The organism is Bradyrhizobium oligotrophicum S58, assembly GCF_000344805.1.
In the GTDB taxonomy this organism is placed as follows: Bacteria; Pseudomonadota; Alphaproteobacteria; order Rhizobiales; family Xanthobacteraceae; genus Bradyrhizobium; species Bradyrhizobium oligotrophicum.
In genome coordinates, this window is sequence record NC_020453.1 from 203,529 (window position 1) to 226,405 (window position 22,877).

Annotated in this window: 21 protein-coding genes; 10 read left to right on the forward strand and 11 right to left on the reverse strand. The window is 64.5% G+C overall.

Translation table 11 applies throughout. The features are described from left to right. Positions 1 to 96: 96 nt before the first annotated feature. Positions 97 to 540, reverse strand: a complete 444-nt coding sequence (locus S58_RS00970) for a cyclic nucleotide-binding domain-containing protein (RefSeq protein ID WP_015663353.1) — start codon at positions 538 to 540, stop codon at positions 97 to 99. Between the two features lie 65 nt (positions 541 to 605). Continuing rightward, a complete protein-coding gene (locus S58_RS00975) occupies positions 606 to 1,292 on the reverse strand; it encodes a response regulator transcription factor (protein ID WP_006612692.1) in 687 nt (228 codons plus the stop codon). Positions 1,293 to 1,566: 274 nt separating this feature from the next. Between S58_RS00975 and S58_RS00980 the strand changes: the two genes are divergently transcribed. Both S58_RS00980 and S58_RS00985 read left to right on the forward strand, forming a co-directional pair. Next, positions 1,567 to 2,088 (forward strand): L,D-transpeptidase family protein, encoded by a 522-nt coding sequence (locus tag S58_RS00980; protein WP_015663354.1) that lies wholly within the window; start codon positions 1,567 to 1,569, stop codon positions 2,086 to 2,088. Positions 2,089 to 2,111: 23 nt separating this feature from the next. Further along, the gene (locus tag S58_RS00985; protein ID WP_042340475.1) at positions 2,112 to 2,897 is read left to right on the forward strand and encodes a 2-keto-4-pentenoate hydratase; all 786 of its coding nucleotides are present in this window, start codon (positions 2,112 to 2,114) and stop codon (positions 2,895 to 2,897) included. Between the two features lie 49 nt (positions 2,898 to 2,946). Here the strand turns inward: S58_RS00985 and S58_RS00990 are convergent, their stop codons facing one another. Beyond that, positions 2,947 to 3,630 carry a YggS family pyridoxal phosphate-dependent enzyme gene (locus S58_RS00990; protein WP_015663356.1) on the reverse strand — a complete coding sequence of 228 codons (684 nt, stop codon included), beginning with the start codon at positions 3,628 to 3,630 and terminating at the stop codon, positions 2,947 to 2,949. A gap of 111 nt (positions 3,631 to 3,741) precedes the next feature. Between S58_RS00990 and S58_RS00995 the strand changes: the two genes are divergently transcribed. Next, a complete protein-coding gene (locus S58_RS00995; protein WP_015663357.1) occupies positions 3,742 to 5,448 on the forward strand; it encodes a sensor domain-containing diguanylate cyclase in 1,707 nt (568 codons plus the stop codon). A 25-nt stretch (positions 5,449 to 5,473) separates the two neighbouring features. Here S58_RS00995 and S58_RS01000 read toward each other — a convergent pair whose 3' ends face one another. Further along, positions 5,474 to 6,460, reverse strand: coding sequence for a GGDEF domain-containing protein (locus S58_RS01000; RefSeq protein WP_015663358.1), 987 nt, complete (start codon positions 6,458 to 6,460; stop codon positions 5,474 to 5,476). A 325-nt stretch (positions 6,461 to 6,785) separates the two neighbouring features. Between S58_RS01000 and leuS the strand changes: the two genes are divergently transcribed. From leuS to holA, 3 genes are read left to right on the forward strand one after another with little or no spacing between them, the layout of a single operon-like run. Beyond that, entirely contained in the window at positions 6,786 to 9,404 is a 2,619-nt protein-coding gene (gene leuS, locus S58_RS01005; protein ID WP_015663359.1) for a leucine--tRNA ligase, read from the forward strand. After that, positions 9,391 to 9,942 (forward strand): LPS assembly lipoprotein LptE, encoded by a 552-nt coding sequence (gene lptE, locus S58_RS01010; RefSeq protein WP_015663360.1) that lies wholly within the window; start codon positions 9,391 to 9,393, stop codon positions 9,940 to 9,942. Before leuS ends, lptE begins: the two co-directional genes overlap by 14 nt. A gap of 18 nt (positions 9,943 to 9,960) precedes the next feature. Beyond that, positions 9,961 to 10,989, forward strand: a complete 1,029-nt coding sequence (holA, locus tag S58_RS01015; RefSeq protein ID WP_015663361.1) for a DNA polymerase III subunit delta — start codon at positions 9,961 to 9,963, stop codon at positions 10,987 to 10,989. A 424-nt stretch (positions 10,990 to 11,413) separates the two neighbouring features. On the opposite strand, the gene S58_RS01020 is transcribed toward holA, so the two are convergent. From S58_RS01020 to hemJ, 7 genes are all read right to left on the reverse strand, one after another. Next, the gene (locus S58_RS01020; protein WP_015663362.1) at positions 11,414 to 12,307 is read right to left on the reverse strand and encodes a ParB/RepB/Spo0J family partition protein; all 894 of its coding nucleotides are present in this window, start codon (positions 12,305 to 12,307) and stop codon (positions 11,414 to 11,416) included. A 180-nt stretch (positions 12,308 to 12,487) separates the two neighbouring features. After that, a complete protein-coding gene (locus S58_RS01025) occupies positions 12,488 to 13,339 on the reverse strand; it encodes a ParA family protein (RefSeq protein ID WP_015663363.1) in 852 nt (283 codons plus the stop codon). A gap of 37 nt (positions 13,340 to 13,376) precedes the next feature. Then, complete coding sequence (gene rsmG, locus S58_RS01030; RefSeq protein ID WP_144058463.1) at positions 13,377 to 14,009, reverse strand: 16S rRNA (guanine(527)-N(7))-methyltransferase RsmG; 633 nt, start codon at positions 14,007 to 14,009, stop codon at positions 13,377 to 13,379. Between the two features lie 47 nt (positions 14,010 to 14,056). After that, complete coding sequence (gene mnmG / locus S58_RS01035; RefSeq protein ID WP_015663365.1) at positions 14,057 to 15,934, reverse strand: tRNA uridine-5-carboxymethylaminomethyl(34) synthesis enzyme MnmG; 1,878 nt, start codon at positions 15,932 to 15,934, stop codon at positions 14,057 to 14,059. A gap of 229 nt (positions 15,935 to 16,163) precedes the next feature. Further along, on the reverse strand, positions 16,164 to 17,501 hold the full coding sequence (gene mnmE / locus S58_RS01040; protein ID WP_015663366.1) for a tRNA uridine-5-carboxymethylaminomethyl(34) synthesis GTPase MnmE: 1,338 nt from the start codon (positions 17,499 to 17,501) through the stop codon (positions 16,164 to 16,166). 172 nt (positions 17,502 to 17,673) lie between these two features. After that, positions 17,674 to 18,939, reverse strand: coding sequence for a transcription termination factor Rho (gene rho / locus S58_RS01045; RefSeq protein WP_015663367.1), 1,266 nt, complete (start codon positions 18,937 to 18,939; stop codon positions 17,674 to 17,676). 240 nt (positions 18,940 to 19,179) lie between these two features. Then, a complete protein-coding gene (gene hemJ, locus S58_RS01050; protein ID WP_015663368.1) occupies positions 19,180 to 19,602 on the reverse strand; it encodes a protoporphyrinogen oxidase HemJ in 423 nt (140 codons plus the stop codon). Between the two features lie 417 nt (positions 19,603 to 20,019). Between hemJ and S58_RS01060 the strand changes: the two genes are divergently transcribed. Genes S58_RS01060 through dnaQ form a run of 4 tightly spaced genes read left to right on the forward strand, consistent with a single transcriptional unit; the run spans position 20,020 to position 22,846 of the window. Next, positions 20,020 to 20,859 carry a pyruvate, water dikinase regulatory protein gene (locus S58_RS01060; RefSeq protein WP_015663369.1) on the forward strand — a complete coding sequence of 280 codons (840 nt, stop codon included), beginning with the start codon at positions 20,020 to 20,022 and terminating at the stop codon, positions 20,857 to 20,859. 10 nt (positions 20,860 to 20,869) lie between these two features. Then, the gene (locus tag S58_RS01065; RefSeq protein WP_015663370.1) at positions 20,870 to 21,478 is read left to right on the forward strand and encodes a Maf family protein; all 609 of its coding nucleotides are present in this window, start codon (positions 20,870 to 20,872) and stop codon (positions 21,476 to 21,478) included. Positions 21,479 to 21,513: 35 nt separating this feature from the next. After that, positions 21,514 to 22,113: a dephospho-CoA kinase gene (gene coaE / locus S58_RS01070; protein ID WP_015663371.1), complete on the forward strand. Its 600-nt coding sequence runs from the start codon at positions 21,514 to 21,516 to the stop codon at positions 22,111 to 22,113. Positions 22,114 to 22,147: 34 nt separating this feature from the next. Further along, positions 22,148 to 22,846 (forward strand): DNA polymerase III subunit epsilon, encoded by a 699-nt coding sequence (gene dnaQ / locus S58_RS01075; protein WP_015663372.1) that lies wholly within the window; start codon positions 22,148 to 22,150, stop codon positions 22,844 to 22,846. The last annotated feature ends 31 nt before the right edge of the window (positions 22,847 to 22,877 follow it).

The window sequence follows — 22,877 nt, forward strand, 5'->3', positions numbered from 1 at the left end:
TCTTCGGTCACCTCTTCGCTTCGGGAGAGGTGGATCACCGTTGCCGCGCCATTTGAGCTTCACCGCACCATTCTGGAGCGGGCGTCCTCACGCGAATCACGACGTCAGCTTGGCGCCTGCCACCAGGATGTCGTTGGCGATGCGGCTGGCGCGATGGGCGAACTCGTCGCGCAGGCGCCGCGCCGCGACTGCATCGCTTTCCAGCACGCGTTGAAACAGGCTGCGCGAGATCCGCACCACGGTCGAATATTCCAGGGCCGTCGCGGTGGCCGGGCGCCGCATCTCGACCAGCAGCGCCAGCTCGCCGATCAGCATGCTCGGCGTCGCGACGATCTCGGCCCCAGCCTCATCGCTGATGCGCAACGCGCCGCGCTGGACGACATAGCCGCAATCGGCCGTGTCGCCCTCGCGGAACAGCGCTTCACCATTTTGGATGTTACGCTGCTCGGACCCGATCGCGATCATGCGCAAGGAATCGCTTCCCAGCAGACGCAGCGTCGGGACCCGCTCCAGCAGCGCAATATCGTCTTCGATCGACATCAAGAGCCCGGGGAAGGCGGAATGGAAACAATATCATAGGCGGCGAACCGCCATCCCCGAACCTATCACGGTACCAACTTGTAGCCACCCGCCTCAGTGACGAGAATCTCTGGATTAGCGGCATCTTTCTCGATCTTCTGCCGCAGACGGTAAATATGCGTTTCCAGCGTATGGGTGGTGACGCCGGAATTGTACCCCCAGACCTCCTGGAGCAGCGTCTCGCGCGATACCGGCTGCTGGCCGGCCCGGTACAGGAAGCGCAGGATCGCCGTCTCCTTCTCCGTGAGCCTGACCTTGCGCGCATTCGCGCCCGTCAGCATCTTGGAGCCGGGACGGAAGCTGTACGGCCCGACCGAGAACACCGCGTCCTCGCTGGCCTCATGCTGGCGCAACTGGGCGCGGATGCGCGCCAGCAGCACGGCGAATCGGAACGGCTTGGCGACATAGTCGTTGGCGCCCGATTCGAGGCCTAGAATCGTATCGGAATCGGTGTCGTGCCCGGTCAGCATGATGATCGGAGCCTTGAAGCCGCCCTTGCGCAGGGATCGCACCACCTCGCGGCCGTCGGTGTCGGGCAGGCCCACATCCATCAGAACCAGATCCGGCGAATTGGCCTTTGCAGCGCTGGCGCCTTTGGCGCCGGTATCGACGGCCTGAGCCTCGAACTCGTCATGCAGCGAGAGCTGCTCCATCAGGGTGTCGCGCAGATCGGTGTCGTCATCCACGATCAGGATCTTGCGGGCATTGGCCATTGGTACAATCCTCTTGGTGGCGCCGGCGGGATCGGGTGAGTGGCGCCGTCAACGGTGGGCAAACAGGCTCATCAACCCTGTTTCGTCTTGAAGTAGGGGGCTGTTACCGATTCACAAGCGCCCGTTACTCTACTCCAGAATTGGCAGGGATTGAGATGAATGTCCTGTTCGACCCTCGCGGCGGACCATTTGCCGACATTAAGGCAATTGCCGGGCAATGCATGGCAATGAAAAGGCACGTTGTTTCATATCTTTATGGACGAGGCCGCGTGGCATGCAGGCTGGCCTGATCGCGATTCGCACCGCTGCCGGGTGCCGGCAGCGCGGCTGGCTCAGGATTTGGGGCCACGTCATTCCGGTCGCCCTGGGCCGCGGCGGCGTTCTTGCCAACAAGCGCGAGGGCGACGGCGGCACCCCCCGCGGGATTTTCCGGCCGCGCCGGCTGTGGTGGCGGGCCGACCGTCACCCGCGCCCGCGCACCTTCCTGCCGGTGCGCCGGATCGGCGCCGAGGACGCCTGGTGCGAGGACCCCGCCGACCGCCATTATAATCAGCCGGTCCGGCTGCAGGGCGACCGGCCGGGGGACCGGCTGGCGCGCAACGACCACCTCTACGACTTCATCATCGAGATCGACCACAACACGCAGCCCCGGATTGCAGGCCGCGGCAGCGCGGTCTTCCTGCATCTGGCGCGGCCGAATCTCGGCCCCACCGCAGGCTGCGTAGCCATGACCCGGCCGGCGATGCTGCGTCTGTTGCAAAGGATCGGCCCGCACACCAGAATCGTCATCGAATGAAGAAGCAGACCGGGGAGGACATCATGCGCGGACCGGACCAGCCTGCCAGCGCCTCGGGCATCCTGCGCGAGCATTGGCGCGAGGGTCGCAAGCTGGCGGCGCTGCCGCCCGATCTGCGTCCGCGGGACCGCATCGAGGGCTATGCGATCCAGGCCGAGATCGAGACCCGGTCGGATCAGCCGCTGTTCGGGTGGAAGATCGCCGCCACCAGCGAAGCCGGCCAGCGGCACATCAACGTCGCCGGTCCGATGGCCGGACGAATTTTGGCCGAGACGGTGCTGCCGGTCGGTGGCACCGCAGCGATGGCCGGCAATGCCATGCGGGTCGCCGAGCCGGAATTTGCCTTCCGCCTGGGAAAGGACCTGCTGCCACGGCCGACACCTTATGATGTCGGCGAGGTGCTCGCCGCCGTCGAGACGCTGCATCCGGCCATCGAGATTCCCGATTCGCGGTTTGCCGATTTCGTCAGCGCCGGCGAGGCGCAGCTGATCGCCGACAATGCCTGCGCGCATCTGTTCGTGCTGGGCGCGCCGGCCACCGCCGACTGGCGCAGCCGGGACCTGATCGAGGAGCGGCCGCGCATCACGCTGCGCGGCGAAACCTTCATCGGCCATGGCCGCAACGTGCTCGGTGATCCCCTGATAGCGCTGGCCTGGCTGGTCAACGAGCTGCGCGGGCTCGGCATCATCGCGCGGGCAGGGCAGGTGATCACGACCGGCACCTGTCATCCGCCGCTACCGATCGGCAGCGGTGATGTCATGGAGGCCGACTTCGGCGATCTGGGACAGGTGTCGGTGCGATTCGGCTGACTCGCCATCATCGCGAGCGCAGTGCTCGCAAGGATGGAGGTAGGGTCCCTCAGCGATGCCCGAAGATCGCCGAGCCGACCCGCACATGGGTGGCGCCGAACTGAATCGCGATGGCGAAATCGGCGCTCATGCCCATCGACAGATTCGCAAGGCCATTGCGCGCGGCGATCTTGGCCGTCAGCGCAAAATGCGGCCCCGGCGGGTCCTCGACCGGCGGAATGCACATCAGGCCCGAAATCTCGAGCCCGTAATCCCTGCGACAGGCAGTAATGAAGGCATCGGCGTCACCCGGCGCGATCCCCGCCTTCTGCGGCTCCTCGCCGGTGTTGAGCTGGACGAACAGCTGCGGATGCCGGCCCTGGGCGGCGATCTCCTTGGCCAGCGCGGCGCAGAGGCTCGGCCGGTCGACCGAATGAATCGCGTCGAACAGCGCCACTGCCTCTTTCGCCTTGTTGGATTGCAGCGGCCCGATCAGGTGCAGCGACAGCCCCGGATGCGCCGACATCAGCGCCGGCCATTTTCCCTTCGCCTCCTGGACGCGATTCTCGCCGAACACGCGCTGTCCGGCCGCGATCACCGGCGCGATCGCGTCGGCGGCGAAGGTCTTCGACACCGCGATCAGCGTGACGGAGCCGCGATCGCGTTTGGCGTCGCTGCAGGCACGCAGGATTTCCTCCTCGACGGCGGCGAGGGCAGATGGCGAAGACGAGGGTGAGGCGTTCAAATCAGGCACGATAGCGTCCGTCGGTCGGTAGATTCACGGGTTTGGCTGCAATTTTACGGAGTTCGAGAAAGGGTTCTTGAACCCTTCTCCTTACCCTGCACGCCGGGGTAGGGGAAAGAAATGCCAAGCATCCGCTTCAATCGCAATAGAGTGAAGCTGAACCGGCTCTTGGGGATCCGCGCGCGCCTGGCGCTGCTGGCCCTGATCCTGGTCGCGCCGCTGATGCTGGAGCGCACGCGCTCCCTGGAAAGCGCCAGGACCCGGCAGATTGCGCTCGCTTCCGAGGAATTCTTCGCTCTCGCCCGACAAAGCGCCGACATGCAGCGCGAGGTCATCATGTCGGTCGAGACCGTGCTGAAGTCGACCGCCTATGTCCGGGCGTCGGCCACCGGCGTGAGCCGCAGCTGCGACATGATGCGCGCCAGCCTGCCGGCGACGCTGCCCTGGATTCGCACCCTGATGATCGCCGGTCGCGACGGCCGCATCCAATGCTCGACGAATAACCAGTATGTCGGGCTCGATTTCAGTGATCGGCCGTATTTCCGCGGCGCCCAGGAAGCGCGCGATTTCGTCTTCAGCGACTATCTGCTGTCCAAGCCGACCCACATGCCGATCGTGATGGCCGCCTATCCGGTCGCCGCGATCACCGGCGAACCTGACGCCGTCATGCTGGCCAGCGTGAATCTGGAATGGATGTCCAAGATCATGAGCAATCTTGGCGGCCGGCCCGGCATCACGGCGGTGCTGATCGACAGCGAAGGAACCGTGCTCGCGGCGCCGGCGGACCGCACCGAGCTGATCGGGCGGCCGCTCGACAGTGTCCCGTTGTTGTCGGCCGTCGCCGAGAGCGCGATGAGCTCGAGCAAGCCGACGGAGACGACGAGCTTCACGGCGGCCGATGGCTCCAAGCGGGCGATCACCTTCACGCGCATTGCCGACACCGGGTCGCGCCTGATCGTCAGCATCGACGAGACCCGCGTCACCGCCGCGATCGACCGCGAGATCCACAACGCCTATCTGCAGGCTGGCCTGGTGTGCCTGATCGTGCTGCTGGGCGCGCTGATTGCGGCCGAGAAGCTCATCGTCGGTCCCGTCAACATGCTCGCTGCAACGGCCAAGCGCTTCGGCCTCGGCCACTGGTCGGCGCGCGTCGCCACCAAGAACCTGCCGTCGGAGTTCGTGCCGCTGGCGAAGTCGTTCAATGCGATGGCCGCCAAGCTCGGCCAGCGCGAGCGCGAGCTGGTCGCCGCCAACGACCGGCTGACGGTGATGGCGTCGATCGACATGCTCTCGGGCCTTGCCAATCGCCGCGGCTTTCAGAACCGAATCGACGTCGAATGGGAACGCGCGCAGCAGACCGACAGCGAGGTCTCGCTGTTGATGATCGATGTCGATCATTTCAAGCTCTACAACGACACCTACGGCCATCCCGAGGGTGACGCCTGCCTGTCACGGCTCGGGGAGGCGCTGGCGCAGATCGCGGGCGCAACGACGGCCTTTGCCGGCCGCTATGGCGGCGAGGAGTTCTGTTTGCTGCTGCCCGGCATGAATGCGAGCGAAGCGCTGGAGGTCGGCGAGCAGGTGCGCACCGCGGTGCTGGATCTGGAGCTGCCGCATGCGACGTCCGCCCATCAGTGCGTCACCGTCAGTGTCGGCGTCGCCAGCGCGCGGCCCAACGACTTGCTCGCCCCATCCGATCTGATCGAAGCGGCCGATGCGGCGCTCTATGCCGCCAAGCATCGCGGCCGCAACGCGGTGGTCGCGCATGGCTTCGTCGATGTCGACGAGAGCGACGACAGCGAAAGCAACGTGGCCCGCGTCGGCTGAGCCAGCTTGATGAGTTGGGAGACGATCAGCCGACGGCGAGCTTGCGGTCGAGCTCCAGCTCGGTGACGACGCGGTTGCGCCCGAGCTTCTTGGCCAGATAGAGCGCGCGGTCACAGCGGTCGATCAGATCGGCCATCGATTCGCCGAACTGGAACTGGCCGACGCCGATCGACACCGTGATCTGCGGCAGCACCTCGCCAGTCGATCGCCGCGTGAACTGGCAGTCGGCGATGGTCCGACGGATGCGATCGGCGATCGCGGTGCATCCCTCGAGATCCGTCTGCGGCAACACCGCGATCAGCTCCTCGCCGCCGTAGCGCGCCGGCAGATCCTTTTCGCGCACGCGTTCACGCAGCGCCTTGGCCACGAGGCGCAGCACCTGGTCGCCGACACCATGGCCGTAATTGTCGTTGAACTTCTTGAAGTGGTCGACGTCGATCAGAAGAATGCTGAGCGGCTCGTCCCTCTCCATGGATTCGATCTGGACGTGGCGGAAGAACTCTTCGAGAGCACGGCGGTTCGGAAGCCCCGTCAGCGTATCGGTCCGCGCGCGCTGCTCAGATCTGTTGAGCGAATCCCTGATGGTGTCGAGCTCGCGAGACTTCTCGGCGAAGCTCGCCTCGAGTTTCGCGGCGCGCGCAGTCGCCTGGGCGAGCTCGCTGACGAGATTCTCGATGAGGATCTTCGGATCGACGCCCTGCTCGCTGCGTTCGGCGACGCCATCGATCGCCTCCATATGCGTGCGGTTGTCGGCGATCGCAGCCGTCAAGTAGTTCTTGGCGGAGTCCATCACGCCATGCAACTGCTGCGAGACTTTGTGGACGACCGCAGCTTCCGTGCCCTGCTGGCCGATATAGGTGTCGAACAGCGCCTGGTTCGTGGTCTTGTCGAACTTGCGCTTGTTGCTGACGAGGATGTCGACCGCGCGCTTGAGGTCGGACGCCGAGCCCAGTGAGTATTTGAACCACAGATGGAAGTTGTTAGGCGTCGGTGGCACGCGCTGTTGAGCCATGGATTTCATGGCCTTTTCCGCGACAGTCGTCGCGTACTCGAAGTCAAGCTCGTCGAACGTAGCGCCGGACACGATGTGGAGTGATCCCAGATGCGGGCTTGAAGCCTGAATGTATGCACTCAGTCTCCCATTCAAGTCTTAACCGTGCCTCAACCCGACCTCCGACACGCCGGCCGCGGCCTGCAAAAAAACTCGCGATTACCATCGCTTAGCTGGTGCTCGAAATGGTATCATCATCTGCCGCCCCATTGACCGAGGTGCCGCTTTTGTGGCCTAGTCCGCCGTCGAAAAACGACGCGAATCCTCGAAAATTATAAGCGATTCCATGACATCCGAACGCTACAACGCCCGTGAAGCCGAGCCGCGCTGGCAGCGCCAGTGGGACGAGAAGGCGATCTTCGCCACCAAGAACGACGATCCGCGTCCGAAATACTACGTACTCGAGATGTTTCCCTATCCGTCGGGACGCATCCATATCGGCCACGTCCGTAATTATACGCTCGGTGACGTACTGGCCCGCTTCATGCGCGCAAAAGGTTTCAACGTCCTGCACCCGATGGGTTGGGATGCGTTCGGCCTGCCGGCGGAGAATGCAGCGATCGAGCGCAAGGTCGCGCCGAAGGCGTGGACCTACGACAACATCGCCGCGATGAAGAAGCAGCTGCGCTCGATCGGCCTGTCGCTCGACTGGGCCCGCGAGTTCGCGACCTGCGATCCATCCTACTACAAGCACCAGCAGAAGATGTTCCTCGACTTCATGCAGGCGGGGCTGGTCGAGCGCGAGAAGCGCAAGGTGAATTGGGATCCGGTCGACATAACCGTGCTCGCCAACGAGCAGGTCATCGACGGTCGCGGCTGGCGCTCCGGTGCGGTGGTCGAACAGCGTGAGATGAACCAGTGGGTGTTCAAGATCACGAAGTACGCGCAGGAGCTGCTGGACGCGCTGGACGGACTGGACCGCTGGCCGGACAAGGTGCGGCTGATGCAACGCAACTGGATCGGCCGCTCGGAGGGCCTGCTGATCCGCTTCGCGCTCGATCCGGCGACGACGCCTTCAGGCGAGTCCGAGTTGAAGATCTTCACGACCCGGCCGGACACGCTGTTCGGCGCCAAGTTCATGGCGATCTCGGCCGACCATCCGCTGGCCCAGGCGGCGGCAGCCAAGAACCCGGAACTCGCCGCGTTCGTCGCCGAGATCAAGCGGATCGGCACCGCGCAGGAGGCGATCGATACTGCGGAGAAGCAGGGCTTCGACACCGGCATCCGGGCCGTGCATCCGTTCGACCCGAGCTGGACGCTGCCGGTCTATGTCGCCAATTTCGTGCTGATGGAATACGGCACCGGCGCCATCTTCGGCTGCCCGGCGCATGACCAGCGCGACCTCGACTTCGTCAACAAATACGGCCTCGGCAACACGCCGGTGGTCTGCCCCGAAGGGCAAGACCCGGCGAGCTTCGTCATCACCGATACGGCCTATGACGGCGACGGCCGCATGATCAATTCCCGCTTCCTGGACGGTATGACGATCGCCCAGGCCAAGGAAGAGGTCGCCAAGCGGCTAGAGAGCGAGCAGCGCGGCGGAGCGCCGGTCGGCGAGCGCCAGGTCAATTTCCGCCTGCGCGATTGGGGCATCTCGCGCCAGCGCTATTGGGGCTGCCCGATCCCGGTGATCCATTGCCCGAGCTGCGATATCGTGCCGGCGCCGGAGCTGCCGGTCGTGCTGCCTGACGACGTCAGCTTCGACAAGCCGGGCAATGCGCTCGACCATCATCCGAGCTGGAAGCACGTCACCTGCCCCCAATGCGGCGGCAAGGCGCAGCGCGAGACCGACACCATGGACACCTTCGTGGATTCGTCCTGGTACTTTGCGCGCTTCACCGATCCATGGAACGAGGCCTCGCCGACGACGCCTGCGGTCGCCAACCGGATGATGCCGGTCGACCAGTATATCGGCGGCGTCGAGCACGCGATCCTGCATCTGCTCTACAGCCGGTTCTTCACCCGCGCGATGAAGGCCACCGGCCACGTCGCGATGGACGAGCCGTTCGCCGGCATGTTCACGCAGGGCATGGTGGTCCACGAGACCTACCAGAAAGCCGACGGCACCTATGTCACCCCGGCGGAGGTCAAGATCGAGGTCGGCGGCAACGGCCGCCGCGCGGTGCTGACTGCAACCGGCGAAGACATCAATGTCGGCCCGATCGAGAAGATGTCGAAGTCGAAGAAGAACACGGTCGACCCCGACGACATCATCGAGAGCTACGGCGCCGACGTCGCGCGCTGGTTCATGCTGTCGGACTCTCCGCCGGATCGCGACGTGATCTGGAGCGACGAGCGGGTGCAGGGCGCATCGCGCTTCGTCCAGCGGCTGTGGCGGCTGGTGAACGAATCGGTTGCTGCTGCCGCGGAGGCGCCCTCCTCCCGCCCGGCCGCGTTCGGTGCCGATGCCCTGGCGCTGCGCAAGGCCGCGCATGGCGCTCTCGACAAGGTGACCGGCGGCATCGAACGGCTGCATTTCAACGTCTGCCTGGCGCACATCCGGGAATTCGCCAATGCGCTGGCCGAGGTGCTGGGCCGGCCGACCGCGCCGGCGCCGGACCTGGCGTGGGCGATCCGCGAGGCCGCAGGGATCCTGGTGCAGCTGTTCTCGCCGATGATGCCGCATCTGGCCGAGGAATGCTGGCAGGCGCTGGGCCAGACCGGGCTGATCTCGGAGGCCTCCTGGCCGCAAATCGAACGAGATTTGCTGGTTGAGGACAGCATGACCCTGGTGGTCCAGGTCAATGGCAAGAAGCGCGGAGAAGTCACAGTCGCCAGCAACGCGCAGAATCCGGAAATTGAGTCTGCCGTTTTGGCGCTCGATGCAGTAAAACTGGCGCTGGATGGCAAACCCGTCCGCAAGGTGATCATTGTTCCCAAGAGGATCGTGAATGTCGTCGGCTAGGTTCCGGATCGCTGCACGCCTGGTTGCCGTAGCCGCATTGGCCGGGCTGACGGCCGGCTGCTTCCAGCCGATGTATGCCGAGCATGCCGACGGCACGCCGGGCCTGCGCGACAAGCTGATGGGTGTCGAGCTGCCGCCGGTCGACAAGCCGAATGCCTCCCCCGAGGCCCGCATCGGCGTCGACATTCGCAACGCGCTCGCCTTCAAGCTCTACGGTACCGCGACCGGCACGGCCCCGACCCACAAGCTGGTGCTGAAATTCCAGACCAGCCGGTCCTCCCTGATCGTCTCGCAGACGACCGGCCTGCCAACCACGGAGAATGTCGGCCTCGACGTGCAGTACAATCTGGTCGAGCTGGCCACCAACAAGTCGGTGATGACCGGCACGACCTTCGCGCGCACGTCCTACGACATCCCCGGTTCGTACCAGCGGTTCGCCCGGCAGCGCGCGTTCCGTGACGCCGAGGATCGCGCCTCTGAGGAGGTCGCCGAGAAGATCAAGACCCGGCTCGCGGCCTACTTCACCGCGGGCACCTGACTCACGGCGGAAACCGCCGTGGTCGCGCTGCGCGGAAAAGACATCGACGCCTTCCTTGCCAGACCGGATGCAGGCCACCCGCTGATCCTGCTGTACGGTCCCGATGCCGGCCTTGTCCGCGAACGGGCCGAGGCGCTGATTGCGTCGGCCGTCGACAATCCCGACGATCCGTTTTCCGTGGTCAGGCTGGACGGCGACGAGCTCGCCGCCGAGCCGTCGCGGCTGGTCGACGAAGCCATGACCGTACCGCTGTTCGGCGGCCGCCGCGCCATCCGGGTCCGCGCCGGCTCGCGAAATTTTGCCAGCGGCGTCGAGACGCTGAGCGAGATGGACGTGCGGGATTGTCGCATCGTGATCGAGGCCGGCGACGTCAGGCCGGATTCGCCGCTGCGCAAGATCTGCGAGAAGGCCAGGACGGCGGTGGCCATCGGCTGCTACCCGGACACCGAGCGCGACCTCGCCAGGCTGATCGACGAAGAATTGCGCTTGGCCTCGCTGCGCATCTCGCCGGAGGCCCGCGCCTATCTGATGGCGCTGCTCGGCGGCGACCGCCAGGCCTCGCGCAACGAGCTGCGCAAGCTGACCCTGTTTGCCCATGGCGAAGGTGAGGTGACGCTCGACCACGTGATGGCCGTGGTCGCCGACGCCTCCGAGATGAAGCTCGATCCGATCGTGGACGGCGCCTTTGGCGGCAAGCCCGAAATGGTCGAAACCGAGTTCGGCAAGGCGATGATCGCCGGCACCTATCCCGGCGTGATCATCTCGGCGGCGCAACGCCACGCGGCCTGGCTGCACAAATCGGCGCTGGCCGTCGCGTCCGGCACACCCGTGTCGGCCATCCTCGAAGGCGGCTTTCCGCGGCTGCATTTCTCGCGCAAGCCGAGCGCCGAAACCGCGCTGCGCAATTTCTCCCCTGCCCGGCTGCTGCCAATTATTGATCAGCTCGCGACGGCTGCGCTGGACATGCGCAAGCAGCCCGGCTTGGCCGCTGCGATCGCACAGCGGACGTTGTTGTCGATTGCGGTGAACGCACGGCGGAAAGGATGATCGGTCCTTAGGCTTCTTCTGCCGTTCGCGAGCCGCAAAATCTCTGACGAAGGCCGAGACGTCCCTCCGATCTCCGTCGTCATTCCGGGGCGACGCGCGCCAGCGCGGCGAGCCCGGAATCCATCAGGCCGCATCATCTGCCGTGAGATGGATTCCGGGCTCGTGCTGCGCACGCCCCGGAATGCCAGAGGAGAGAGCTGCGATGACCTTGAGCCGCCACTATTAGGTAGCAAAGACCATACGTCAAATGAGTAGCTCGTCATGCCCGGGCTTGACCCGGGCATCCATCCACTTCGAGCGAAGTCGTCCAAAAGATGGATGGCCGGGTCAAGCCCGGCCATGACGAAGAAGAGAGCGGAGCAACAAACTCTTGAGAGCCCGAGGCGTTGCCGCGGCGACGCCGTGAGAGCCACCAAACCCGCGACTAGCCCTGCTCCAGCCGCCGCATCACCTCGTCGAGCTGTTCGAGGCTGCGGTAGGTGATCTGCACGGTGCCACCGGGGTCGCGGTGGCTGATCGAGAGGGTGAGACCGAGCGCGTCGCCGACGCGCTTCTCCAGCGCAAGGGTGTCGGCGTCCTTCTTCTCGGGCGCCGCACTGCCGCCGCTGCGCGGCTTCTGCGGCTTGCGCTCCGGCACGCCCTCCTCATGCGCCAGCGCTTCGGTCTGGCGGACGTTGAGCCCTTCGGCGATGATCTTCTTCGCCGCCGACATCGGATCCGGCAAATTGATCAGCGCGCGCGCATGGCCGGCGGAGATCTGGCCCGTCGCGATGAAGCCCTGCACCTCGGCCGGCAGCTTGGTCAGCCGCATCATGTTGGCGACGTGGCTGCGGCTCTTGCCGACGATCTTGGCGATGTCTTCCTGGTTGCGTTTGAACTCGTTGGCGAGCGCATGATAGCCCTGCGCCTCCTCCATCGGATTGAGGTCCTCGCGCTGCACGTTCTCGATGATGGCGAGCTCGAGCGCGTCGCTGTCGCTGACATCGACCGGGACGATCGGCACCTCGTGCAGGCCGGCCGCCTGCGAGGCACGCCAGCGCCGCTCGCCGGCGATGATCTCGAACCGGTCCTGCTGGCCCTTCACCGGGCGCACCACGATTGGCTGGATCACGCCATGCTGCTTGATCGACGCCGACAGCTCGGCGAGCTCGGCATCGGAAAACGTCTTGCGCGGATTGCGCGGGTTCGGCTTGAGAAACTCGATCGGCACCTTGCGCTGATTGCGCGGCCGCTCCGGCGGCGCTCCCGCCTCGCGACCGACGTCACCGATCAGACTTGCAAGGCCCCGGCCCAATCGCGATCGCGACTCGTCCGCCATCGCCTTCTCCCTTGAATTCACGTCACACTCCGCCTGCCTTGACGCCCGACGATCGTCCATCCGGCCGTCGCATCACGCGCTGGCCACGATGGTCGATGCAAAGCGCGCCTCGATATCAAGACGCGCCGTCATATGAAGGATGAGGTCCGGACGGCTCGCGTCGTCCGGACGCCTGCCGTCTTAGTTCGCGCGCAGGTCGCGCTCGCGCTGGATGACCTCGGTCGCGAGCTTCAGATAGGCTTCGCTGCCGACGCACTTCAGATCATAGACCAGGACCGGCTTGCCGTAAGACGGCGCTTCCGAGATGCGCACGTTGCGCGGGATCATCGTGTTGTAGACCTTCGATCCCATGAACTGCCGGACGTCTGCGACGACCTGGTTCGACAGGTTGTTGCGCGAGTCGAACATCGTTAGCACGATGCCGTGGATCGACAGGTTCGGGTTCAAGGTCGAGCGCACCTGCTCCACCGTCTGCAGCAGCTGCGACAAACCTTCGAGCGCGAAGAACTCACACTGCAGCGGCACCAGGATCGCGTCCGACGCCGCCATGGCGTTGACGGTCAGCAGGTTCAGCGACGGCGGACAGTCGACCAGCACATAGGTGTAGTCGCCCTCCGGCGAGACGTTGTTGTTGAGACCGGCGATCGCGTCGCGCAGGCGGAAGGCGCGGTTGGCGCTGGAGCCAAGCTCCAGCTCGAGGCCCGACAGGTCCATCGTCGAGGACGCGATGTGCAGCCGCGGCACGGCGGTCGGCACCACCGCGTCGCGCAGTGACGCCTCGCCGATCAGCACGTCATAGGTCGAGCAGTTGCGGCTGCCGCGGTCGATGCCGAGGCCGGTCGAGGCGTTGCCCTGCGGATCGAGATCGACGATCAGCACCCGCTCGCCGATGGCAGCGAGCGCCGTGCCCAGATTGATGGCCGTGGTGGTCTTGCCGACCCCGCCCTTTTGGTTGGCGAGCGCCAGGATGCGCGGATGGCCCTCCGGCTGCGGGGCTCTATCCTCTTGATAAATTTGATCAATTACGCTCATGCGTGATCGCCATTGGATTGGGTTGCTTCAGCGGAGGTCAGCTACGCCGTTCGATGCAATCGATTGCGACGATCCAGCCTTGCCCGCCCGTGCGGCTGGAGTGAAGTTTCGGCTCAATTTTCCAATACTTAGTAGATTCGGTCAATTCCGCTTCTACATCTTGACCCTTGAGAAACAGCGCCTTCGCGCCTTTTTTCACCAAGGGCTCCGCAAAGCCGATGAGTTGGTGTAGCGGAGCCAGCGCGCGTGCGGTCACGCAATCGACTCGCCCGCTCCACTTCTCCACGATATCCCCGATCTCTGACAAATGCACGATCCCAGGTGAGCCGGTGACGCGAATTGCTTCGCGCAGGAAGGCTGCCTTCTTGGCGATACGCTCGACCAGATGGACCTGGGCGCCGGGCCGCTCGGCCAAAGCGCAGGCGAGGACGACGCCGGGGAAGCCGCCGCCGCTGCCGAGGTCGACCCAGATCTGGGCGTCGGGGGCGAGGTCGAGAAGCTGCAGCGAATCCGAAATGTGCCGGGTCCAGAGATGCGGCAAGGTCGACGGCGCGACCAGGTTGGTCTTGGCCTGCCATTCCAGCAGCAGCGCGATGTAGCGATCGAGGCGCTGCTCTGTTTCACGTGAAACGGGAGTCAGCGCCAGAGCCGCTTTCTTGTCCGCTCCCATGGCGTCGGGCGTCACGGATGTCGATGATCGTTTCACGTGAAACGCCCTCAGCCCATCGCCTTGTTGCGCCGCGCCTCACGGCGGAGATAGGCCGCGAGAATTCCGAGCGCGGCCGGTGTCATGCCATCGATCCGTCCCGCCTGCCCGATCGTCCACGGCCTCACCGACGTCAGCTTCGCACGCGCCTCGTTCGAAAGACCCGGCACGAGCGTATAGTCGATGTCGCCGAGCACCAGGCCCTCGTCCCGCCGGAAGGCATCGACGTCCTCACTCTGCCGGCGCACGTAGACGTCGTACTTGGCGTCGATCTCGAGATGGACGGCGATGGCTGGGTCAATCGCGCCAAGCTCGGGCCAGACCGCTCGCACACCGGAGAAGTCGATCTCCGGATAGGCCATCAGCTCGAACGCCGACCGGCGTTGGCCGTCCCGATTGAGGGTGAGGCCGTGCTTCGCCGCCTCGTTGGGCGTGATCGTCAGCGACTTCGCCAGCGAGCGAGCAGCCTCCAGCGCAGCCATCTTGGTCCGATGGAAACCCGCGCGATCACCGCCGACACAGCCGAGCGCGATGCCCTTGTCGGTGAGACGCTGATCCGCATTGTCCGCCCGCAACGTGAGCCGATACTCGGCGCGCGAGGTGAACATCCGATACGGCTCGGTGATCCCGCGCGTCACGAGGTCATCGATCATCACTCCGAGATAGCCGGCGGCGCGATCGAACACGATCGGCTCCCCGCCGCCCGCCGCAAGCGCGGCATTGAGCCCGGCCACCAGACCCTGGGCGGCGGCCTCCTCGTAACCCGTCGTGCCGTTGATCTGACCCGCGAGGAACAGACCCTTCATCCGCCTGGTCTGCAGGCTCGGCTCCAGCTCACGGGGATCGACGTGGTCGTACTCGATGGCATAGCCCGGCCGGATCATGCGGACGCGTTCGAGGCCGGGGATCGTCGGCAGCAGCGCGAGCTGGACCTCCTCGGGCAGCGAGGTCGAGATGCCGTTCGGGTAGACTGTGGTGTCGTCGAGCCCCTCCGGCTCCAGGAAGATCTGGTGGCCGTCGCGATCGCCGAAGCGGACGATCTTGTCCTCGACCGAGGGGCAGTAGCGCGGACCGGTCGACTTGATCTGGCCGGAGTACATCGGCGAGCGATGGACATTGGCGCGGATCAAATCATGAGTCGCCGTGGTGGTCCGGGTGATCCCGCACTGGATCTGTGGAGTAGTGATCTCGCCGGTCAGGACGGAGAAAGGCTCGAGCGGATCGTCACCGGGCTGCATCTCGACCGCCGCCCAGTCGATCGTGGAGCCGTCGAGGCGCGGCGGCGTCCCGGTCTTGAGACGGCCAAGCCGGAGACCGATGGCCTTGAGCGATCGAGACAGCCCGAGTGCCGGCGCTTCTCCGACCCGGCCGGCCGGCCAGGTCTTCTCGCCGAGATGGATCAGACCACGAAGGAAGGTGCCGGTCGTGATCACCACGGCGCCGCAAGCGAACAAGCGGCCATCAGCGAGCCTGAGGCCGGTCACGTGGCCATCCGCAGCGATCAGTTCATCCGCCTCTCCCTCGATCACCTCGAGGTTCGCGGTCTCACGGATCGCCGCCTGCATGGCGGCGGCATAGAGCTTCCGGTCGGCCTGCGCGCGCGGACCTCTGACAGCCGGACCCTTGCGGCGGTTGAGCACACGGAACTGGATGCCGCCAGCGTCGGCGACCCGTCCCATAAGGCCATCGAGAGCGTCGACCTCGCGGACCAGATGTCCCTTACCCAACCCGCCGATCGCCGGATTGCAGGACATCGCACCGACCGTCGCGAACTGATGGGTAACCAGCGCGGTCCGTGCGCCCATGCGCGCCGAGGCGGCGGCCGCTTCACAGCCAGCATGGCCGCCGCCGATGACGATGACGTCGTAAGATGTGAGATGTTCACTCATGCCGGGATATCTAGCGCCTGAGGGTCACGCTCGAAAGACGTTTCACGTGAAACATTGGCTGGCGTCGGATCTCCGGTGTTTCACGTGAAACACGACGGTCCATTCCCAGATGTTTCACGTGAAACACCTCGGAGAGTTCCTTGCGCCCTGTTTCACGTGAAACAATTGACGATCGATTAACCAAGCAACGTTTCATTAAGTATATCTGCCCGGTCCCGGCAGGCCGGGTCTATTTGCCGATACAGAACTCGCGAAAGATCACGTCGAGCAGGTCTTCAACATCGACCCGCCCCAAGAGACGCCCGAGCGCAAGGGCGGCGATCCGCAGCTCCTCCGCGGCCAGCTCCTCGCCGAGGTCGATCGCCGAGATGCTACGCCGAAGCGCGGCGGTTGTCTGGTCGAGCAGAGTCCGCTGCCGCTCGCGTGTGATCAGACCGCTCTCAATGGAGCCGAAATAGTCGCGGGCAAAGCCGACCAAAGCTTCGAGCAGTTGGGCCAACCCTGCCCCGCTTCGCGCTGAGATGTGAAAGGCCGGATTGTCTCCGCTCGACGACGGACAATCCCCTTCCCGGTCTCCGCTCAGATCAATCTTGTTCCGAACGAGCCAGACCGGAGCTTCGCCTTGGCGCTCGATGTCGGCCTGATCGTCCTCCGCCAGCCACAGCACCAGATCCGCCTGTGCCGCTCGGTCCCTCGCGCGCCGAACACCCTCCTGCTCGATCGGATCGTTCGTCTCGCGAATGCCCGCGGTGTCGATCACCGTCACCGGATAGCCATCGAGGTCGAGCTGGACCTCGATCAGATCGCGCGTCGTGCCGGCATGAGGCGAGACGATCGCGACCTCGCGGCGCGCGAGCTGGTTCATCAGGGTCGACTTGCCGGCATTGGGCGGTCCGGCAATGACGACCGTAAGCCCATCGCGCAAACGTTCGGCCCGGCCTTGGGCCGACAGCACGGACTCGATCTCGGTCAACAGCTGACCGATCCGGGCGAGCGCCGGCGCCATCAGTTCGGCTGGCACGTCTCCTTCATCGGCGAAGTCGATGCCTGCCTCGATCAGGGCCGACGCTTCGATGATCTGGTCGCGCCAACTTCGTGCTCTGTCGCCGAGCAGACCTTTCAGCTGCCGCAGGGCCTGGCGTCGCTGGCGATCGGTGTCGGCGTGGATGAGATCGTCGAGACCTTCGGCCTCGGTCAGATCGATCTTGCCGTTCTCGAACGCGCGCCGCGTGAACTCGCCCGGCTCGGCGGTCCGCATCTGCGGCATCGCCGACAGGAGTGAAAACAGTGTCGCGATCACCGCGCGGCTGCCGTGGACGTGCAGCTCGACGACATCTTCGCCAGTTGCACTGGCAGGTCCGGGAAACCACAGCACGACCGCATCGTCGATCGGCTCGCCGCTGCCATCACGCAGCAAGGCGCGCGTCGCCATCCTCGGCACCGGCAGTCTTCCCACCAGCATCTGAAGAGCAGAGCCGGCGTGTGAGCCAGAGAGCCTGACGATCGCGATCGCGCTCGGCAGGCGTCCGGAGGACAACGCAAAGATGGTCTGGTCGTGAGGATGCATGAGCCTCAGTTGGGCTCGCCTGCAAAGAAAGACAATCGGTTTGCGGCGGCATGCTTTACGCCGGCGAAACATGGCGCGCCGACCAACACGGACGACTTGGCGGACGGCGTAGCGACAAACAAAAAGGGCGCTCCGAAGAGCGCCCTTTGCAGACTGGGAGATCGTGCCTCGATCAGGTGTTCATCGACTCGAAGAACTCGGAGTTGCTCTTGGTGCTGCGGAGCTTGTCGAGCAGGAAGTCGATTGCGTCCATCGTGCCCATCGGATTGAGGATGCGGCGGAGCACGTACATCTTCTTGAGGTTTTGCGGCTCGGTGATGAGCTCTTCCTTGCGGGTGCCGGAGCGGGCGATGTCGATCGCCGGGAAGGTCCGCTTGTCGGCGACCTTGCGGTCGAGGATGAGCTCGGAGTTGCCGGTGCCCTTGAACTCTTCGAAGATGACTTCGTCCATGCGGCTGCCGGTATCGACCAGCGCGGTCGCGATGATGGTCAGCGAGCCGCCTTCCTCGATGTTGCGGGCGGCACCGAAGAAGCGCTTCGGCCGCTGCAGCGCGTTGGCGTCGACACCGCCGGTCAGCACCTTGCCGGATGACGGCACGACGGTGTTGTAGGCGCGGCCGAGACGGGTGATCGAGTCCAGGAGAATGACGACGTCGCGGCCGTGCTCGACCAGGCGCTTGGCCTTCTCGATCACCATCTCCGCGACCTGCACGTGACGCGCCGCCGGCTCGTCGAAAGTCGAGGACACCACCTCGCCCTTCACCGAGCGCTGCATGTCCGTGACTTCTTCCGGACGCTCATCGATCAGCAGCACGATCAGGTAGCACTCGGGATGATTGGCGGTGATCGAGTGCGCGATGTTCTGCATCAGCACCGTCTTGCCGGTGCGCGGCGGCGCGACGATCAGCGCGCGCTGGCCCTTGCCGATCGGCGCCACGATGTCGATCACGCGCGGCGACAGATCCTTGCGGGTCGGATCCTCGAGCTCGAGCCGGAAACGCTCGTCCGGAAACAGCGGCGTGAGGTTGTCGAAATTGACCTTGTGCTTGGACTTCTCGGGATCCTCGAAGTTCAGCGTGTTGACCTTGAGCAGCGCGAAATAGCGCTCGCCCTCTTTCGGGCTGCGGATGTGGCCCTCGATGGTGTCACCGGTGCGCAGGCCGAAGCGGCGGATCTGCGAGGGCGAAACATAGATGTCGTCGGGACCGGGCAAGTAGTTCGCATCCGGCGACCGCAAGAAGCCGAAGCCGTCGGAGAGAACCTCGACGACGCCTTCACCGATGATGTCGATTTCCTGGATCGCGAGCTGTTTGAGGATGGCGAACATCAGCTCCTGCTTGCGCATCGTGCTGGCGTTCTCGACCCCGTTTTCCTCCGCGAAGGAGACGAGCTCGGCCGGCGTCTTTGACTTGAGGTCCTGTAGTTTGATTTCCCGCATTGGGGTGGTCCTGTGGAAGCGACTTGGGAGGGATGCGAGGTGGCTGTGGGAAGGCGGACAAAAATGAAGTCCGCAGGTCTGAGCAAGGTTGGCGCCAATGAGGCACCAGACCTGATGCGGCGGCCGGTCGAGCCGGAACGCAACCACATCCGCCTGCGTGGGGTGGGATGTCAGCAATATAGAAAATCACGCCGTCATTCGCAAGACGTATGCGACCGGGCGGTATTCTCTGGAAATCGCTCAGAACGGCTTGACGATGACGAGAATCACGATGCCGATCATGAGTACCGTAGGCACCTCATTGATATACCGATAGAATTTCTGGCTCCGCGTATTCTTGTCGGTGCCGAATTCCCGCACCCAGCGGGTAAACAGGCCATGCACGCCGGAGAGGATCAGAACCAGCAGAAATTTTACGTGAAACCAGCCGCTGGCATACCATCCGCCAGCCCAGACCATGTAGAGCCCGGCAAGCCAGGTCACGGCCATCGCTGGATTGATGATCGCCTTCAGCAGCCGGCGTTCCATGACCTTGAAGGTCTCGGACTGCTTCGAGCCGATCTCCGCCTCGCAGTGATAAACGAACAGCCGCGGCAGATAGAGCATGCCCGCCATCCAGGCGATGACGGCGATCACGTGCAGTGCCTTGATCCACTCGTACATCGGGAGATGCGATCCTCTTGCCGGCTGGTGAGCTCGTTGGGAGGCGAGACATATCCGCTCGCACGATCGCTTCCAAACCAAATAATTTTAGAATCTTAAGGTTTGAGTCTAGGTAGCGGTGGATTGGACTCATGAAATGCTGCCAACAGATTCCTCGCAGCTTGTTCACATCCTTCAACAGGCCGCGATCGAGCAGCGGTTCTCACCCGAGTCCGATGTGATTCAAATGCTTGCCGAAAACCTTGGACAGCTTATCCAAAGACAAGCGGGCGTCATCCCGATATCATCGGACTTGCTGCCGAAGTTTTCCCGGACCGGGGCCATGTGCAGAAGATTCGGGGTTATCCCAAGGGGGCCGGCCGGCGGCTGCTTTTTGGTCCCGTCCTTCACAGGGATTCACAGATTGTTAAGGATTTGATGCCCACCACCGGAAACTACTTTCACCTGCATCTGGTCTCCGATTCGACGGGTGAAACCCTGATCACGGTCGCGCGAGCCGTCGCCGCGCAGTATGCAAACGTGACACCCGTGGAGCACGTGTACCCGCTGGTGCGCAGCCAGAAGCAGCTCGACCGCGTGCTCGACGAGATCGAGGAAGCGCCGGGCATCGTGCTGTTCACGCTCCTGGAGAAGGATCTGGTCAGCCGGCTCGAGGCCAAGTGCCAGCAGATCAACATCCCGAGCCTGTCGATCATCGGTCCGGTGATGCAATTGTTCGAAGCATATCTCGGCGCATCAACCGCCGGTCGCGTCGGCGCGCAGCACGTGCTCAACGCCGAATATTTCGCGCGCATCGATGCGCTGAACTACACGATGCTCCACGATGACGGCCAGATGGTCGACGGTCTCGAGGAGGCCGACGTCGTGCTGGTCGGCGTCAGCCGGACGTCGAAGACGCCGACATCGATCTATCTCGCCAATCGCGGCGTGCGCACGGCCAACGTGCCCCTGGTTCCCGGCATTCCGATCCCGCATCAACTGGAGACGCTGAAGAAGCCATTGGTGGTCAGCCTGCATGCGACCCCGGAGCGGCTGATCCAGGTGCGGCAAAATCGGTTGCTCAGCATGGGTGCGGAATCCGGCAATGAGAATTATGTCGACAAGCAGTCGGTGACCGATGAGGTCGCCTATGCGCGCAAGCTCAGTGGCAAGTTCAACTGGGTCATGCTCGATGTGACGCGGCGCTCGATCGAAGAGACCGCGGCTGCGATTCTGAAACTCTATACCGACCGGCAGCGGCAACGCCTGCCGGAATGAGCTGACGACGATGACTCTATGGTGTGGTGACGGGCGGCTCGTCCTGGCCTCGCAAAGCCGTGCACGGCGCATGCTGCTCGAGAATGCTGGTTTGGCCTGCGAGGCGGTGCCGGCCGATATCGACGAACGTGCACTCCAAAAGGACGCGGGCCTCGTCGCGCCCTATGAGATCGCGCTCCATCTGGCGACGGCGAAGGCGCAGGCCGTCGCTGCGATCGAGCCGAATTCATATGTCGTGGGTGCGGACCAGACGCTCGCACTCGGCGAGCGGATGTTCAACAAGCCCGCCGGCCGGCAGCAGGCGATGCAGCAGCTGCTCGCTCTGGCCGGGCGTACCCATGCGCTGCACTCGGCCATCGCCGTCGTGCGCAACGGCGAGGTGCTGTTCTCCCACGTCGCGGTTGCCTGGATGACGATGAGAACCCTGACCGAGAGCGACGTTGCGGCGTATCTCGACACGGCCGGCCCGGCCGTGCTGTCGAGCGTCGGCGCTTATCAGCTCGAGGGCCTCGGCGTGCACCTGTTCGACCGTATCGATGGCGATCACTTCACCATTCTCGGCCTGCCGCTGCTGCCGCTGCTGGCGTATTTCCGCGAAGCAAGACTGCTCAGGTTTTGAAGCCGAGTGGGGATCGTGCGAGGGAGCGGACGCGGATGAGAGTGCTGGGGCTGACCGGCTCGATGGGGATGGGTAAATCGACCACCGCGAAGCTGTTCGCCGAAGCCGGTGTTCCCGTCTACGACGCCGATGCCACCGTGCATCGGGTGTATGAAGGCGAGGCTGCACCGACGATCGAAGCGGCGTTTCCCGGAACGACCGTCGACGGCAGGGTCGATCGCGCCAAGCTGTCGGCCAAGGTCGTCGGCGACCCCGCTGCGATCCGCCGCCTCGAAGCCATCGTCCACCCGATGCTCAGATCCTATCATCAGTCATTTCTCGATGACGCCGAGCGGTCGGGCGTGCCGGTCGCTGTCGTCGATGTGCCGCTGTTGTTCGAGACCGGCGGCGACAAGCGGGTCGATGCCGTGGTGGTGGTTTCGACCTCGCCGGAGCTCCAGCGTCAGCGCATCCTGGCGCGCGGCACGATGACGGAGGAAGCGCTCGACGCGTTGCTGGCGCGGCAGATGCCGGATGCCGAAAAGCGCGCCCGTGCCGATTTCGTCGTGGATACATCCAATGGGTTGGACCCGGTGCGGACGCGCATCCGCGACATCCTGGCCGAGGTCGTTAAGATGCCGCAGCGACGCGCCTGATTCGCAAGCGTCGTTGTGCTGATGGACTGACCCCATGCGTGAGATCGTACTCGACACCGAAACCACCGGCCTCGACGCGTTGCGCGGCGATCGCCTGGTCGAGATCGGCTGCGTCGAGATTCTCAACCGCATGCCGACCGGTCAGGTCTTCCACCGCTACATCAATCCCCAGCGCGACATGCCGGCCGAGGCCTTCGCGGTCCACGGCCTGTCCAGCGAGTTCCTCGCGGACAAGCCGCTGTTTCACGAGGTCGTCGAGGATTTCCTGGAGTTCATCGGCGACGCGCCGTTGGTGATCCACAACGCGTCGTTCGACATCGGCTTCATCAATGCCGAACTCGACCGGGTCAAGCGCGCCGCGATCCCGCGCGACCGTCTGGTCGATACGCTGATGCTCGCCCGTCGCAAGCATCCGGGCGTCTCGAACCGGCTCGATGATCTGTGCTCGCGCTATGCGATCGACAATTCGCGGCGTACCAAGCACGGCGCGCTGCTCGACGCCGAGCTGCTGGCAGAGGTCTATGTCGACCTGGTCGGAGCGCGGCAGTCGCAGCTGATCCTGACTCAGGATACGCAGGAAATCCGCATCGGCATGGCCGGCGATACGCCGCGCCGCCAGCGCGACATCCCCTTGGCGCCGCGGGTCACCGACGCGGAGCGGGAGGCGCATCGCGCCTTCATTGCCACCCTGGGCGATAAGCCAATCTGGACGGAGTTCCTCGCCGGAACGTGATCCGAGCCGTCAGGCTACGGACCACGCCCGT

What these genes read in the sequence shown, in the direction of transcription:
- dnaQ (WP_015663372.1), top strand. Translation starts at nt 22,148, where the DNA reads ATGCGTGAGATCGTACTCGACACCGAAACCACCGGCCTCGACGCGTTG.
- S58_RS01000 (WP_015663358.1), bottom strand. Translation starts at nt 6,460, where the DNA reads ATGGCTCAACAGCGCGTGCCACCGACGCCTAACAACTTCCATCTGTGG.
- S58_RS00985 (WP_042340475.1), top strand. Translation starts at nt 2,112, where the DNA reads ATGCGCGGACCGGACCAGCCTGCCAGCGCCTCGGGCATCCTGCGCGAG.
- S58_RS00975 (WP_006612692.1), bottom strand. Translation starts at nt 1,292, where the DNA reads ATGGCCAATGCCCGCAAGATCCTGATCGTGGATGACGACACCGATCTG.
- mnmE (WP_015663366.1), bottom strand. Translation starts at nt 17,501, where the DNA reads ATGCATCCTCACGACCAGACCATCTTTGCGTTGTCCTCCGGACGCCTG.
- S58_RS01025 (WP_015663363.1), bottom strand. Translation starts at nt 13,339, where the DNA reads ATGAGCGTAATTGATCAAATTTATCAAGAGGATAGAGCCCCGCAGCCG.
- S58_RS00995 (WP_015663357.1), top strand. Translation starts at nt 3,742, where the DNA reads ATGCCAAGCATCCGCTTCAATCGCAATAGAGTGAAGCTGAACCGGCTC.
- S58_RS00980 (WP_015663354.1), top strand. Translation starts at nt 1,567, where the DNA reads ATGCAGGCTGGCCTGATCGCGATTCGCACCGCTGCCGGGTGCCGGCAG.
- rsmG (WP_144058463.1), bottom strand. Translation starts at nt 14,009, where the DNA reads ATGGGAGCGGACAAGAAAGCGGCTCTGGCGCTGACTCCCGTTTCACGT.
- coaE (WP_015663371.1), top strand. Translation starts at nt 21,514, where the DNA reads ATGAGAGTGCTGGGGCTGACCGGCTCGATGGGGATGGGTAAATCGACC.
- lptE (WP_015663360.1), top strand. Translation starts at nt 9,391, where the DNA reads ATGTCGTCGGCTAGGTTCCGGATCGCTGCACGCCTGGTTGCCGTAGCC.
- rho (WP_015663367.1), bottom strand. Translation starts at nt 18,939, where the DNA reads ATGCGGGAAATCAAACTACAGGACCTCAAGTCAAAGACGCCGGCCGAG.
- mnmG (WP_015663365.1), bottom strand. Translation starts at nt 15,934, where the DNA reads ATGAGTGAACATCTCACATCTTACGACGTCATCGTCATCGGCGGCGGC.
- S58_RS01060 (WP_015663369.1), top strand. Translation starts at nt 20,020, where the DNA reads ATGCCCACCACCGGAAACTACTTTCACCTGCATCTGGTCTCCGATTCG.
- S58_RS00970 (WP_015663353.1), bottom strand. Translation starts at nt 540, where the DNA reads ATGTCGATCGAAGACGATATTGCGCTGCTGGAGCGGGTCCCGACGCTG.
- leuS (WP_015663359.1), top strand. Translation starts at nt 6,786, where the DNA reads ATGACATCCGAACGCTACAACGCCCGTGAAGCCGAGCCGCGCTGGCAG.
- S58_RS01020 (WP_015663362.1), bottom strand. Translation starts at nt 12,307, where the DNA reads ATGGCGGACGAGTCGCGATCGCGATTGGGCCGGGGCCTTGCAAGTCTG.
- S58_RS01065 (WP_015663370.1), top strand. Translation starts at nt 20,870, where the DNA reads ATGACTCTATGGTGTGGTGACGGGCGGCTCGTCCTGGCCTCGCAAAGC.
- hemJ (WP_015663368.1), bottom strand. Translation starts at nt 19,602, where the DNA reads ATGTACGAGTGGATCAAGGCACTGCACGTGATCGCCGTCATCGCCTGG.